The following is a 13,524-nucleotide window of genomic DNA, read 5'->3' on the forward strand; positions in this document are numbered from 1 at the left end:
TCTTTCCCTATTATTTAGTTTTCATTATTAATGGAGTAAACATGGAAATTTTTATGACCAAACAGAATTTTATTGAAGAATTAGAAAAACGTAAGAAGCAGTTGGAATCTTGTATATCCGTCAGGCAAAAATCCCTTAAGAATGCCCCACCCGGTAATCTCAAGATTTCTCGCAAAAAGAATTCGTATCAATACTACGATCGTTCAGGCTACGATACTACAGGAACCTATCTTCGTAAGAAGAACTTGCCTAGGATTCTTTCCCTTGCACAAAAGAAATATGATTCTGATTTCATCAAGGCTGCGGAAGCGGAGCTATCATCTATAGAGGATTTTTTAAATTCCTATTCTCCCCAAACAGATTTATTGTATGACAAATACCCGGCTGAACTAACATCCAAACTCAACCTTTCATGCATTCCGGATGAACTGTATATAAAGTATTGGCTTTACGAGATGTCTTTACGCAAAGCTGAGGAAATCAAGGATCAATCGCACATTACATTTAATGGAGAAATTGTCAGATCTAAATCAGAAGAACTTATCGCCAACACGCTTTTTAAGATGAAAATTCCTTATGTGTATGAGCACGAAGTCGTTCTTTTTAATAAGAAGAGAATCCATCCGGACTTCACAATCCTTGATATCAAGAGGAGGCGAACTATATATTATGAGCATTTAGGGAAAATGCATGATCCTGAGTACGTGAATTACAACTTATCACGCCTGTCTGACATGGCAAGAAGCGGCATTGTTACTGGCAAGAATCTGATCATAACTATGGAAACTCTGGACACTCCCCTCAACTCAAGACTAGTCGAAGAAACCATCCGAAATACGTTAGACTTGAGAAAATAGTATTGGGGCTTTTGACCTTCCGCGGCGTCTGCTCCAAAACCGCAAAAGCAACAAGTTTCCCCTTTTTCATGCCTACTTGGGGCTTTTCGCACCTCTCACATGAAGAATTCGTTCAGTCACCGCATCTTCGAATTCATCAAAAGCAACAAGTTCCCTCGTTTTCGTGGCTACTTGGGGCTTTTGACCTTCCGCGGCGTCTGCTCAAAAACCGCAAAAGCAACAAGTTCCCCCGTTTTCATGCCTACTTGGGGCTTTTCGCACTTCTCACAGGAAGAATTCTTGCTGTCACCGCATCTTCGAATTCATCAAAAGCAACAAGTTCCCTCGTTTTTGTGGCTACTTGGGGCTTTTGACCTTCCGCGGCGTCTGCTCCAAAACCCCTAAAAAGCAACAAGTTCCCCCTTTTTCATGCCTACTTGGGGCTTTTGCCCTCCAGGACGCCAGCACAGGACCCCAGCACAGGGCGCCACAACAGGGGAGCTAAAAGCAAAGCAAAAAAACAGAGGGCTTAGATGCCCTCTGCAAGTTTCATTTTTTGTTTGGATACGTACATTCTGGCATCGGCGCGCTTGAAGACGGATTCTACGTTAGCGTCGGTTGACGGGTCGTATTTTACGAGACCCTTGGCGATGTTGATCTTCTCCCATTCATTAACTGTTTCGGAATTGATCCTCTCAGCCTCGATATCGAAATCTCTCATCAGTTTGTAGCAGTTATCGTAGTCATCGCCTTGAAGGATAACAACGAATTCATCTCCGCCCACTCTGAAAACAGGACTTCCTTTGAATATTCTACAGGTAAGCTTACAGGCATTCTGAAGATAGATATTACCTCTTTCATGTCCATAGGTATCATTTATCTTCTTGAGATTATTGGCGTCAAATACGATGAGACCGTACTCCTTCTCACCCTTTATGCTATCAAGCTTGGATGCTGCATCATCATAAGCAGTCTTATTCTTTACGCCTGTGAGCGAGTCATGGTAAGCAAGCGAGTTGAGATCGTCTATGTGGTGCTTTAAGTGATGAACCATCTTCTCAAGAGCATGTGTCAGCTCACCCACCTCGTCCTTGGTTTCCTTAGGGAATGTCACCTCAAGGCGGCCTTCGTTTATTTCCCTTGCAACATTAACCAGCTCTTTAAGAGGTCTTGTTACCTTATTCGAGAATACAAGTGTAATAAATATAAATGATAGGAATATCAGAATAGTTGTGATCACAATTTGTCTTATAAGCCTGTTTGGAAACTCATATATCTCGTTCTCCTGAGCAGTGATCACAATCTTCATTCCATTCCGCAGTGTCCTGAATGCCATCTGCTTTCTGGTATCGCCAAGTAAATAATCAATCGGTTCGTCGCCATTATCTTCTTCAAGAAAGATAGTTTCCTGCCACTTCTCCATTATTCCGGTCTGCTTAACTTTGTCATATTCCGGATTATACAAAAGACTTCCATCCCCATTCACAAGACATGCATACCCGGACTTATAGCACTTGATCTGCTCGATATCACTTATTACTTCATCAAAATCTATATCCATTCCAACTACTCCGACAAGAACATTTTTGTTGTACAAAGGAATAAGATATGAAATGAGCATTGAATCAAAATTAGCATTATGATATGGTCCAACCCATGTCGGTGCGCCATTATCTATGGTGCTATACCACCAGTTCACATAATCCACATCTTCTCTGGTGTATTTACTAAGATCAGTTGTTTTCTCCTTGTAAAATTCACCATCTGCATCCTGGCTTCTATAATAGATACCATCTGTAGGCGGCATGATATCAGGGTTGTATCTCACATAGTATGCAATTGTTCCGGGAACGTTCTTGGCGACATTGCCAAAAAGATTTGCAAGCTGAGCAGAATAGCTGTTTCGATAATTCTCATCCTCAACCAGCTTATCAACAGAAAATAATCTCTCACTAGCATAGTCCGCAACTATATTTACAGCCTGCTCCATGTTAATAAGTCTGCGGTCAATCTGCGAAGCACCTTTATCTGCAGTCAAATTAAGGATATGAGCAGAATCATAGCGTGCAACCTGCCTAAGCGTAACTATACCTGTGCCGCCAACAAGGACTGCTACCATTATAATTGCAACACTTGTCAGAAGCATGATCTTACTCTGAATAGACTTCATATCTACCTCTTCTTCCGGCTATCTGCTAAAAAGAATATAAAAGCTGCAAACATCATAGTTAACAAAAAGATATATATCACAACTTCAATATTGCCAGCATCCTGTACAGGATCGGGCAATGCGGAAAGGGCAACTTTCTCATCCTCAATAGTAGTCTGACTTTCCACCTCATGATCATCTGTACTAACGGTCGCATCTTCAATATCTTCCGGATCTCTTCTGGCTCCCAGTACATCCCTATCGCCATAAGTTACTTCCAACGTACCGGGACGAAGCTCTACATTAGTGAATTTATCAGTCACTTCAAGCCCTGAAGGATCTAAAATAATATAATCAGTAACCACATTGTTGTTTTCAGTGTTATCTTCAGGATATGTAACGCTTCCCTCTGCGACGGCTTTGTATGTAAAGCCCTCCGGAAGCCCCTGTACAGTTACATCAATTTGCTCAGTAAGTGGTGTTCCGTCATAGATCTTCACAGCACTTGGAGCCGTGAATATAACGTGATTATTATAGAAATCCTTGATCTTTGCTGATACTTTTACAGATTGTCCAAAGAGCAGAAAAACTATACATGTCATCACAAACATGCTTACAGGTATAATTATTCTGCTCTTTGTACTAATATTTTTCATCTATCTCCCCTCACCGTTCTTTCACCATTCGCTTTGTAAGCCGACATAGCTTTCCGATAATAGTATTATAAAATATGTTTAAGGTAAATTTAATACAGATTATGTATATCCTTATTCATAATTCGTACTTGACAAAATGAATTTTTCTGCTACTCATAAGAGTTTTTATGATATTATATTATTAAGAGTAACTTTTGATCACCGCTTATGAGGAACGTTTTATGAGTAATTCCGATGTTTTTCGTGTCGCAGTCTGCGATGATGAGATGTCCCAGAGAAGACAACTTCAATTCCTGATTGAAAAAAAGAGACCGGGAACAATTGTGGAACTGTTTGAATCAGGAGAAGAATTCCTCTCTTCCTTCAGACCCGGGTTCTATGATCTTATTTTCATGGATCTTCTTATGCCGGGAATGGGCGGAGTCGATGCCACTTCCAAGATAAGAAGTATTGATGCATCTGTACCTATCGCCTTTGCAACATCCAGTCAGGATCACGCAATGGATGGTTATAAAAACAGAGTTATCCGATATCTGATGAAACCATTCGATCCCACAGAAGTAGGAGAAGTGCTGATCCTTGCTGAACAGATGAAGGGATCCCAGGGTGGTATTACCCTACGCATCAACGGAAAAGATATGACTTTCTCTTATGAAAAAGTCTGCTATGCTGAGCAAAATGCCCATACTCTTTTCCTTCACATGGCAAACGGAGCAACTCTACAGCTTACAGGGAAACTTGATGATGTGGAAGCCCAGACTCCCGATGATACCTTTATGCGCTGTCACAAGAGCTATCTGGTAAACCTGGCTCATGTAAAAAGCATCGACAAAGAGCTCCAGATCTTCGTTATGAAGGATGGCGATTCAGTTCATATAAGAAGAGAGAGTCTGAGAGAAGCTGCAAGGCTCCTGACTGAATATTCACTCAAATAAAAAAGTTATTTTGCTCATAAACTATTTTGAGCAATTTACCCGTTTAAATGAACTCCTTCCCAGCATATCATTGCAGGAAGGAGTTTTCTTTATGATACACATGATAAAATTTTTCATTTACACACCGATCGGTCATCTGCCTTCACCGATCATTTCTACAAGTACGTCCACAAGGGTCGGGTCAAACTGCACTCCGCGGTTTTTCTCAAGCTCTTTGATTATGCGCACAGGTGGCATAACAGAAGCATACGCTCTCTCCGAAGTCATTGCTTCATAAGCATCGGCAATACCTATTATCCTTGCTTCAAGAGGGATTTCATCCCCTGCAAGTCCATCCGGATATCCTGTTCCATCAAACCTCTCATGATGCCATCTTGCGCCTGTAGCAAGTCCCGGCATCTCAGATACATTTCTTAGTATTTCATAACCTATTACAGGATGCTGTCTTACAATTTCAGACTCTTCCGGTGTAAGCCTGTCAGGCTTTCTGAGGATTTTTTCAGGGATTATGAGTTTACCGATATCATGGACAAGTCCCATATAATAGATATCCTGCTGCTCATCATCGCTCTTCCCAAGCCTTCTTGCAATCTCAGTTGCAATCTTGGCAACGCGCAAGCTTCTTCCGGAATTATTGATATCCCTGGAATCCACTGTATTAGCAAGAGCCAGAAGTATCTGAGCTGACAGAGCACCGCCACCTCCGAGCTTGTCTGAAAAGGCAGCAAGTGTGTTATCCTCAGGACTTGTTACCTGCTCCTCAACCGTATCTTCAAACTCATTGTTATACTCTTTTATACCGGACAGCAGTTTTTCGCACAGCTCATCATAATGCTTTTTAAGGCTTGGATGACCATCTGTAACTTCCTCGGGATGACCTTCTTTAAGCGCAAGTTCAAGCTTTAGAGCCTCTTCTGATACGTCATCTGCACCGATCGTTTTTGCTGTGCTCTTTAAGGAATGCACAGAGATCAGATACGAATCAAAATCTTTATTTTTAAGGAAGCCTTCCAGTTCATCGCCCTTATTGCTGTCCACAAACGCTTTCAGCTGAGAAACATAGAATTCCTCATCACCCATACAGAATTCAAGTCCTGCCTTTGAATTGATAAATCCAAAAATCTCTGTAAAGCTTTTTCTCTTCTTTTTGACCTCAACTTCACCGGGCGTCTTCTCTGACATATTTTCTGTGTAGAAAAGGTGTTCAAGCGATACCCTCTGCTCGATAAGTGCCGGATCCATGAGATCTCCCAGCAGCTCATAGAGCACATTTGCAACAATTGGCTTAGTCAGATAAGCATCAAATCCAAGCTCTTTAAATCTCTGTTCATCTCCGCGAAGTCCGCCTGCAGTCAGCATGATAACCGGTGCATCCTTGCTAAGTCTTTCTTCTCTCATGATGCTAAGAGTCTCTACACCATCCATTATCGGCATCATGTGGTCCATGATGACCAGATCATATTCATTTTTCCTAAGCTTCATCAGTGCTTTCTGTCCATCCTCTGCGGTATCAATAATGGACTCACACCTCTTTAATATCTTAATAAGCAGGTCTATGTTCATCTGATTGTCATCAACGACGAGGATCATCGCCTTGGGCATTATGGGCACAAGAACCTCATTTTCATCATTATCCAGAAGTGCCGAATAGTCGGAAAAGCTCTTTATGTCCACATCCTCTCCGGGATTTTGCGCAATCACATTTAGCAGATTATTGAAAAAAGCAAGCAGGTTTTCTCCGGCTCCTTTGATCCTTCCCGCATACTCCGATGTTTTGGCCTCTCTTGTGTTTTCAAGGATGAGGTTATTAAATCCGAGGATCGAATTTATGGGAGTCCTGATTTCGTGAGACATCTGCGACAAGAACTCGTTTTTCTCATCATTTGCTTTTCTGGCCTCTACTACCGCTTCATTTGCTTCTTTCTCAGCCTTTTCGAGTTTTACTATAGTCTTTTCAAGCTTATTATAATCAGGGGTTTCCAGTGTAAAAAACAGGATAAGAAGTGCGACAGACGCAGCAAAATAAAGAAGTGACAGATCTTTTAAAACTAGCATCTGCACAAAAAGAATTACAAAAACTACTATGCTGGCAAGGCATATGCTAAGAAGCTGCGTTATGGTGTAATTTCTGTAATTTGCAGCAACGAATCCTGAAGCAAGCACAATATAGTAGCAGGGAATTATTACTGAACACGCAAGAAACAGCATGCCGTGATTGTATCCGTCCTTTATCGAGTAGCTAAACACAGAGCCTGTAAATACATTAAGAAACATCAGCGCACATTGCACAATAATAAGAGTCAGGTTGATCCTGCCAAGCACGTGCCTGTTCGAGATGTAATTGCCGCATGACACTACATAATCAGCATAAGAGCTGGCCGCAAGAGTAGACGATAAAATATTAAGTGAATGAATGATATAGTGAACAGAAACAGGAAACCTGTAAGCAGGAATCATCACAATTAAGGTCGCAACATCTATAAATACCGCAACCGTAAATATCACAGAAAACAGCTTGAAGGTCCTTGCTGTCTTCGACTCATTTGAATAAACCATACATACATAAAAAGTCAGCACTATATCAAATACAAGTGCCGCAATTTCATATGAAATGCCGCTTAACATTTTTAAATACTCCCTCTAAGATAAAATATTTTTATGCCCATGTAACAAGCTTTTACTCATGAGTATAGTGCAACTACCGCCTTAAGCATATTGAACTTAACAGGCTTTTCTATATAATTGATAAATCCGTTATTTTTAAGGAAATCCTCTTCTGCAAAATCAATATCTCTTCCCATTGCAACTACCGGTGTTTCCGCATTCTTTTCGCACTTTTCCCTGATGTCTTCTACCAACATATCCGATGTTCCGTCTATAGTATAGTAATCGGCAATGATCAGATCATATTTATCTTTTTCTGCAAGCTCCAGAGCCTCTTCAAAACCTGGGCAAACAGTAGCATCCACTTTATCCAGTTTATCAAGAAGGAATTTTATATATATTCCCTCTACCTTTGAATCATCAACCACCAGTATTTTCTTATCCAAAACATTCCTCTTTCGTGAATAATGCTGCTCAAATATTACCTATTTGTTCACATAAAACAGCTCGTTCCGCAGTATAAGCTCCGATCCTTTCTCTAAGAAGCTCATATTCTCCCTTCCTGCAGAGAGCTTCCATTTTATCAGACATCTTGGAGAGATTCTCGGCACCAATAAGCGACGCGCAATCCCTCTCCTGCCTGAGCATAGCCATACAGGTTACGAAATCGCCCTTTCTTATGGCAGCCGATAACATAGAGCTGTTATCCTCCAGCGCATAAGCTTTAAGTATCGTTTTATACTCAGCAATATCATGCAGCAGATATTCTCTGGCATCTGCAACACGTACCGTAGGCAGTTTTTCCTGAAGCGCTTCCCACTCACTGATCGCAACTTCTCCCTGCCACTGTTCTTCAGTTATAGGAAGAAATCTTCGAAGTATATCCCTTATCATTTCCTCTGTGAATGGTTTTGTTACATAGTCTGCAAATCCTAGCTTTAAGTATTTTTCCTCCTCACCGGAGATGGCATTTGCAGTAAGCATTATGATCGGTGTATCTTCGCAGAGCTTTTCTTCACGCAGCTGTTTAAGTGCTTCAACTCCGTCCATTACCGGCATCAGATGATCCATGAAAATAAGGTCATATCTGAATTTCCTGACCTGAAGGATAGCCTGTTTTCCATTTGATGCTGTGTCCACAGTTAATCCAATTGGGCGAAGCATTCTGACAAGAAGGTCAACATTAAGGTCAGCATCATCTACCACCAGAACCCTTATCTGCGAAGCTCCGCTTATTGCCTTGCGCTCTGTTGTATCTCTTCCATCATAGATTGTGTTCTCTTCCGTCTGATCCAGAAGATCTGCCATGGAAGGAAGTCTTCTCTGTCCATTTTCCTCAGTCTCATCAGAAACATACTCGAGCACATTTTCAAAAAAGGTAAGGAGCCTTTTGGCTGATATCTTTACTCTCTGGGCATATTCCCTTGAAGATTCCTCCTTGCTGTCTGCAAGGATCAAATTGCTGTATCCCATGATCGCATTAACAGGTGTCCTTATTTCATTCGACATCTGCGCAAGGAATCTGCTCTTTGCACGGCTTGACTCTGCAGCCCTTGTAGTTGAAGCTTCCAGCTCTTTTCTGGAAATCGAAAGCTCATCTAGAGTTTTCATAAGCTTTGAATAATCAGGAGTTTCAAGCAAAAGGAACATCACAAGAAGTCCCACTGAAGCCGCAAAGAATGTGATCATTAAATCTCTAAATAAAAACATCTGCAAAAGATACAGTGAGATCATGAAGATAAACGTCAGCAAAAGACCTACCTTCATTTCCATTTGATAGCTTTCCGAATGTCCCAAAATAAACACTCCGCCATACAGAATGTAATAGAGAGGATAGGCATACACTATCATCATAAACAGTGGTCCTTCCGCGAAACGACCTTCACCTATATATCTGAAAACAGATCCCGTATATATATTGGTAAAACATATCACAAAATAAATGACCAGAAGTATTCTGTTGATATAAGCTCCCGTACTGTCCTGCCATTTTACTCCCACGTAGGCCATTACATACTGCACAAAATAATATGCCGCAATAGTTGCCACTACATAGTCAATGGTATTTACCACAAACTTAATACTCGGGGGAATAGAAGCTCCTGCGCTTAATACGATAACATCAAGCACATCGCAGAAAGTACCAAAAGTAATAAGATAAGCAAGGAGCCTGAACTGCCTGTTTACCCTGGTTCTGTCTGTATATTTTAATTTTAAAAACGCACACAGTATCAGATCGATCGGAATTACTGCTGCCTCCAGATATATGTTGAATACCATATTCAGCCTTCTCTTTTTCTCAGTATTTCAAGGGCTTCATCAAATTTTTCATACGTCATAAGTGACGGCTCCGCCGGTTCATTTTTCCTTGGCTTGTCATGTATCATACTTATCTTTTCACCGGGCAGGTAGTGCAAAAGAACCGTTTCAAGTTCCTTATATACAATGGGCTTTAGCAGATAATCTGCAAAACCCAGCTTTGTATATTCACTTTGAACCTCAACAACTGCTCCTGCTGTAAGCGCTATGCAGGGCGTATCCGCGTTTTTCTTATCCTGACCTTTTGCCTTATCCAAAGCCTTATCATTTTTCTTGCCAAACGATGCTATGCTGCTCCTCTTCTGTCGTTCTTTCTTATCTCCATGAAGAAGATAAAGCATCTCTCCGCCGTTCATTCCGGGCATTTTAAGGTCTATAAAAATAAGGTCGTAATCATTTTTTTCCGCAAGCTCAAGACCTGTTGCAGCGCTAAGAGCGGAGTCAACCTGTATTCTTGTCTCTTTAAGAAGTTCCTCCATGACCGACAGATTAAGGTCAGCATCGTCAACAACCAGAATCCTTGCCTTGGGTGCTACGAATTTTCTTCTGTGGACATTACCTTTTACTATGCTCTTGGCATAAGTCAGTTCATAATCTCCTATGGGCTCACTTCTTATTACTTCCTGTTTAACTTCAAAATGGAAATTACTTCCTTTTCCATATTCACTCTCTACCAAAAGCTCCGAATTCATAAGCGAGAGTATTCGTCTTACGATAGAAATACCCAGTCCGCTTCCTTCAACCGCCTTGTTTTTCCTCTCCTCGATTCGCTCGAAGGGACTGTAAAGCCTCTTTAAATCCTCATCCCTTATACCGATTCCGGTATCCTTTACCGCGATCTTAAGGAGTATCTCTGTTTTCCCGCTCTTACTGCTGTCAGAAACTTCCTCGTAGTCTACAGAAAAAGTAATCTCACCTTCCTCAGTATACTTAACGGCATTGGTCAAAATGTTTATTATGCACTGCTTTAGCCTGTCACTGTCTCCGTACAAAATGCGCGGCGTGTCCTTATTTACAAGGCACTTCATATCGAGGCCTTTCGCAAGAGCCCTCGGTCTTATCATACTTATAAGTTCCTCAACCATGATGCCCAGATCGTAATTTGCAGGAATAAGCTCCATCTTGCCGGCTTCAATTCTTGAATAATCAAGTGAGTCGTTTATAAGCGTAAGAAGTGTATTGCTCGCAGCCTTGATATTTCCCGCATACTGCCTAAGCGTAGGATCGTTGTATTCCCTAAGTATCAGTTCATCATAACCAAGTATCGCATTTATAGGCGTCCTTATTTCATGAGCCATGTTCGCAAGATACTGCAGCTTGATCTCCGCATCCTTCTCCGCTGCTTCCTTCTCATGAACTATCTTGTCAAAATCCCTCTGCCGGATAGTATAAGCATATATGACCATGGAAAACACAAAGAACACCACAAAAAGGAATGCAAAAAAGAGCACATAATTGATATTCCACCCTTTTATGATCCCATAAACTCCTGTGAAAAAGCTAAATATTGATACTATTATGCACAGCACAAATGATACTTTTCTATTTATACTTCGTCTGCTGATATTCATTCCAGAATCCGATATCCATTCTCTTTCAAAACAGTTACTGCAGTTTCAAAATCTTTTTCCTTGACCAGAATATAGTCTGTGTTGAATGTGGAAATCGCAAATATTCCCACGTTGTTTTTGGCTAGAATCGTTGATATCTTTGACAGAATGCCGATAAGTGAAAAATCAAGTCTGCTCTCAATCCTAAAGCCTCTCCATCCATCGCTTCTTTCGACCGTATTTTGAGGCACATGATCCGTTTTACAGACAAGGGATATTTCCTCATCAGTCTTACTGATGAATGTGAAATCTTTTGAAAAGTCTACGTTTTTAGTATCCTCAACTTTACATACAGTAAAGTTGCCACCTAATATTTTGAGTTCCATAACTATCCTCCGATTGCTATGTATAGGCGCTCCGAAAAAAAGGAACAAAGTCCTGTATATATTATACACTAAAACCTCCCACATCTCGATAGGCTATGCACCCGCGCCAAGGCTCCTCCGGTGAGAATTATATGCGCAGATGACGTTTATTTTATATGTGGGAGTGTACTATACATTATTGCAGGTATTTTTTACAAAATACCGCTAAAATGATAGGATGAAATAAACAAGCAAAAGTTACCAAACAGAGGATAAATATATACATGGATTTTAATAACCGTAAACTCAAAGTATGCATGATAGTTCAGGATCCTTCCGTAAAGGGCGGAATTGCCGCAGTAACAGGCGGATATTATGGAAGCCGCCTCGAAGAAGACATAGATATCACTTACGTTGAGTCATATTGCGACGGAAGCAAATTCAAAAAACTGATAAAAGCCCTGAAAGCCTATCGCACCTTCAGGAAAGTCCTAAAAAATAATCCCCCTGACATCGTGCATGTTCACTCATCCTTTGGACCCAGTTTTTTTAGGAAATATCCTATAATCCACATGGCATACAAGAAAAAGATCCCGGTTGTAAATCACATCCACGGTTCAGCCTTAAAAGAGCACTATCTTGATGCGCCAAACTGGAAAAAGCGCATGGTCGAAAAAAGCTACGGTGAGTGCGCAAGACTGATCGTTTTATCAAAAGAATGGCAAGAAAAACTCTCTGTAATAGTTCCCATCGAAAAAATCTGCGTAGTTCCCAACTACAGTAAGATTTTTAAGGAAACTGTATCAGAAGAATCCATAAATAATAGGTTCAAGAAAAAACAGATCCTGTATCTGGGAAGATTTGATGCCCTAAAAGGCGTATCCGACATCCCGGCCATAGCTTCTAAGGTAAGAGAAAGCGGCCTATCTGCCAATTTCGTTGTCGGAGGTGATGGCGAAAAAGAGCCCGTACTCTCCAATATAGATAAACTAAACGTTGCAGATATCGTATCTCTTCCCGGATGGATAACAGGCGAAAAAAAGGATGCTCTTCTTAGAGAAAGCGCAATTTTCCTTCTTCCTTCCCACATGGAAGCCATGCCTATGTCCATTCTTGAAGCCATGGGATACGGTCTGCCGATAGTATCCTGCGATGTAGGCGGCATACCTCAGGTTGTTCAGAAGGATATAAACGGAAAGCTATATACTCCCGGCGATACAGACAAAATGGCGGAGGGCATAATTTCCTATTTATCCGACTTAAATCTGTACAGAGAAGCTTCTAAAAAAAGTCTCGAAATAGCCGATAATAACTATAGTTTCGAAGCACATATAAATAAACTTGAAGATATTTACAGACAGGTACTTAACTGATCATCACTCAAAAAAGGCGGCGCTTATGAACATCATTAAAATATATGAATACATCGGAAGTATGGACGATATTGCTGTTGCCATAAGGCTTATACTTGCTCTTATTTTCGGAAGTCTGGTCGGATGGGAGCGCATATATACAAGGCACAGTGCAGGTATCAAAACCTTCGCTCTTGTAAGCCTTGGAGCAGCTGTTGCTACATCCCTTAATGTTTACCTTGCCATGATGCCTTCTCTCAATGCTGACGTAAGCCGCATTCCCGCAGGTGTTGTAAGCGGCATCGGTTTCCTTGGCGCCGGAACGATTCTTGTAACAGGCAGAAAACAGATAAAAGGTCTTACAACCGCAGCATCTTTATGGGTTACCGCCTGCATGGGCATGGCTCTTGGCGCAGGTTACATATCAGTCGGGATCATCTGCTTTGCCCTTATCATCATCGCTAATATCGTACTGATGCACCTTAGCATCGCGGTTGAAGAGCACAGCAAGTTCATGAGCATTTATGTCGAGGTTGAAAAAGAAGACGGCGTAAGCAGGCTCTCCCGAAGCATCAACGGAGAGGGGCACTCCATAAGCAGCATCAAAAAGAGTAAAGACAAAACTCTTAACTCCTCTGATGTAGCTCTTATTGTAGATATCGTACTTGATAAAAACAGGTCACATTCCGAAATATTAAATTCACTCAGTACTTTGGAATTCGTAAATTATGTAGAAGAAATCTAAAAAAAGGATGCTT

General features: G+C 41.1%; 11 protein-coding genes. 4 read left to right on the forward strand and 7 right to left on the reverse strand.

What is annotated here, in order from left to right:
- The first annotated feature begins 41 nt into the window (after positions 1-41).
- Entirely contained in the window at positions 42-857 is an 816-nt protein-coding gene (locus T543_RS00505; RefSeq protein WP_035764627.1) for a hypothetical protein, read from the forward strand.
- A gap of 508 nt (positions 858-1,365) precedes the next feature.
- Here T543_RS00505 and T543_RS00510 read toward each other — a convergent pair.
- Positions 1,366-3,006, reverse strand: coding sequence for a sensor domain-containing diguanylate cyclase (locus tag T543_RS00510; protein ID WP_035764635.1), 1,641 nt, complete (start codon positions 3,004-3,006; stop codon positions 1,366-1,368).
- A gap of 2 nt (positions 3,007-3,008) precedes the next feature.
- Positions 3,009-3,641 (reverse strand): hypothetical protein, encoded by a 633-nt coding sequence (locus T543_RS00515; RefSeq protein WP_035764637.1) that lies wholly within the window; start codon positions 3,639-3,641, stop codon positions 3,009-3,011.
- A gap of 221 nt (positions 3,642-3,862) precedes the next feature.
- Between T543_RS00515 and T543_RS00520 the strand changes: the two genes are divergently transcribed.
- Positions 3,863-4,576, forward strand: a complete 714-nt coding sequence (locus T543_RS00520) for a LytR/AlgR family response regulator transcription factor (protein WP_035764639.1) — start codon at positions 3,863-3,865, stop codon at positions 4,574-4,576.
- 132 nt (positions 4,577-4,708) lie between these two features.
- On the opposite strand, the gene T543_RS14885 is transcribed toward T543_RS00520, so the two are convergent.
- The 5 genes from T543_RS14885 to T543_RS00545 are packed head-to-tail and all read right to left on the reverse strand — an operon-like array spanning position 4,709 to position 11,435.
- Entirely contained in the window at positions 4,709-7,201 is a 2,493-nt protein-coding gene (locus T543_RS14885; protein WP_051638428.1) for an HD domain-containing phosphohydrolase, read from the reverse strand.
- 56 nt (positions 7,202-7,257) lie between these two features.
- Positions 7,258-7,626 carry a response regulator gene (locus tag T543_RS00530; RefSeq protein WP_035764640.1) on the reverse strand — a complete coding sequence of 123 codons (369 nt, stop codon included), beginning with the start codon at positions 7,624-7,626 and terminating at the stop codon, positions 7,258-7,260.
- 28 nt (positions 7,627-7,654) lie between these two features.
- Positions 7,655-9,460, reverse strand: coding sequence for an ATP-binding response regulator (locus T543_RS16390; RefSeq protein WP_035764642.1), 1,806 nt, complete (start codon positions 9,458-9,460; stop codon positions 7,655-7,657).
- A 2-nt stretch (positions 9,461-9,462) separates the two neighbouring features.
- Positions 9,463-11,070, reverse strand: coding sequence for an ATP-binding protein (locus T543_RS00540; protein ID WP_051638429.1), 1,608 nt, complete (start codon positions 11,068-11,070; stop codon positions 9,463-9,465).
- Positions 11,067-11,435, reverse strand: a complete 369-nt coding sequence (locus tag T543_RS00545; protein ID WP_035764644.1) for an ACT domain-containing protein — start codon at positions 11,433-11,435, stop codon at positions 11,067-11,069. Before T543_RS00545 ends, T543_RS00540 begins: the two co-directional genes overlap by 4 nt.
- A 263-nt stretch (positions 11,436-11,698) precedes the next feature.
- Between T543_RS00545 and T543_RS00550 the strand changes: the two genes are divergently transcribed.
- Together T543_RS00550 and T543_RS00555 are read left to right on the forward strand one after the other, a co-directional pair.
- A complete protein-coding gene (locus T543_RS00550) occupies positions 11,699-12,787 on the forward strand; it encodes a glycosyltransferase family 4 protein (RefSeq protein ID WP_035764646.1) in 1,089 nt (362 codons plus the stop codon).
- A 25-nt stretch (positions 12,788-12,812) separates the two neighbouring features.
- The gene (locus T543_RS00555; protein ID WP_035764648.1) at positions 12,813-13,511 is read left to right on the forward strand and encodes an MgtC/SapB family protein; all 699 of its coding nucleotides are present in this window, start codon (positions 12,813-12,815) and stop codon (positions 13,509-13,511) included.
- Positions 13,512-13,524: the final 13 nt, after the last annotated feature.

Origin of the sequence: Butyrivibrio sp. NC2002 (assembly GCF_000702265.1) — a bacterium.
Taxonomy (GTDB): domain Bacteria; phylum Bacillota; class Clostridia; order Lachnospirales; family Lachnospiraceae; genus Butyrivibrio.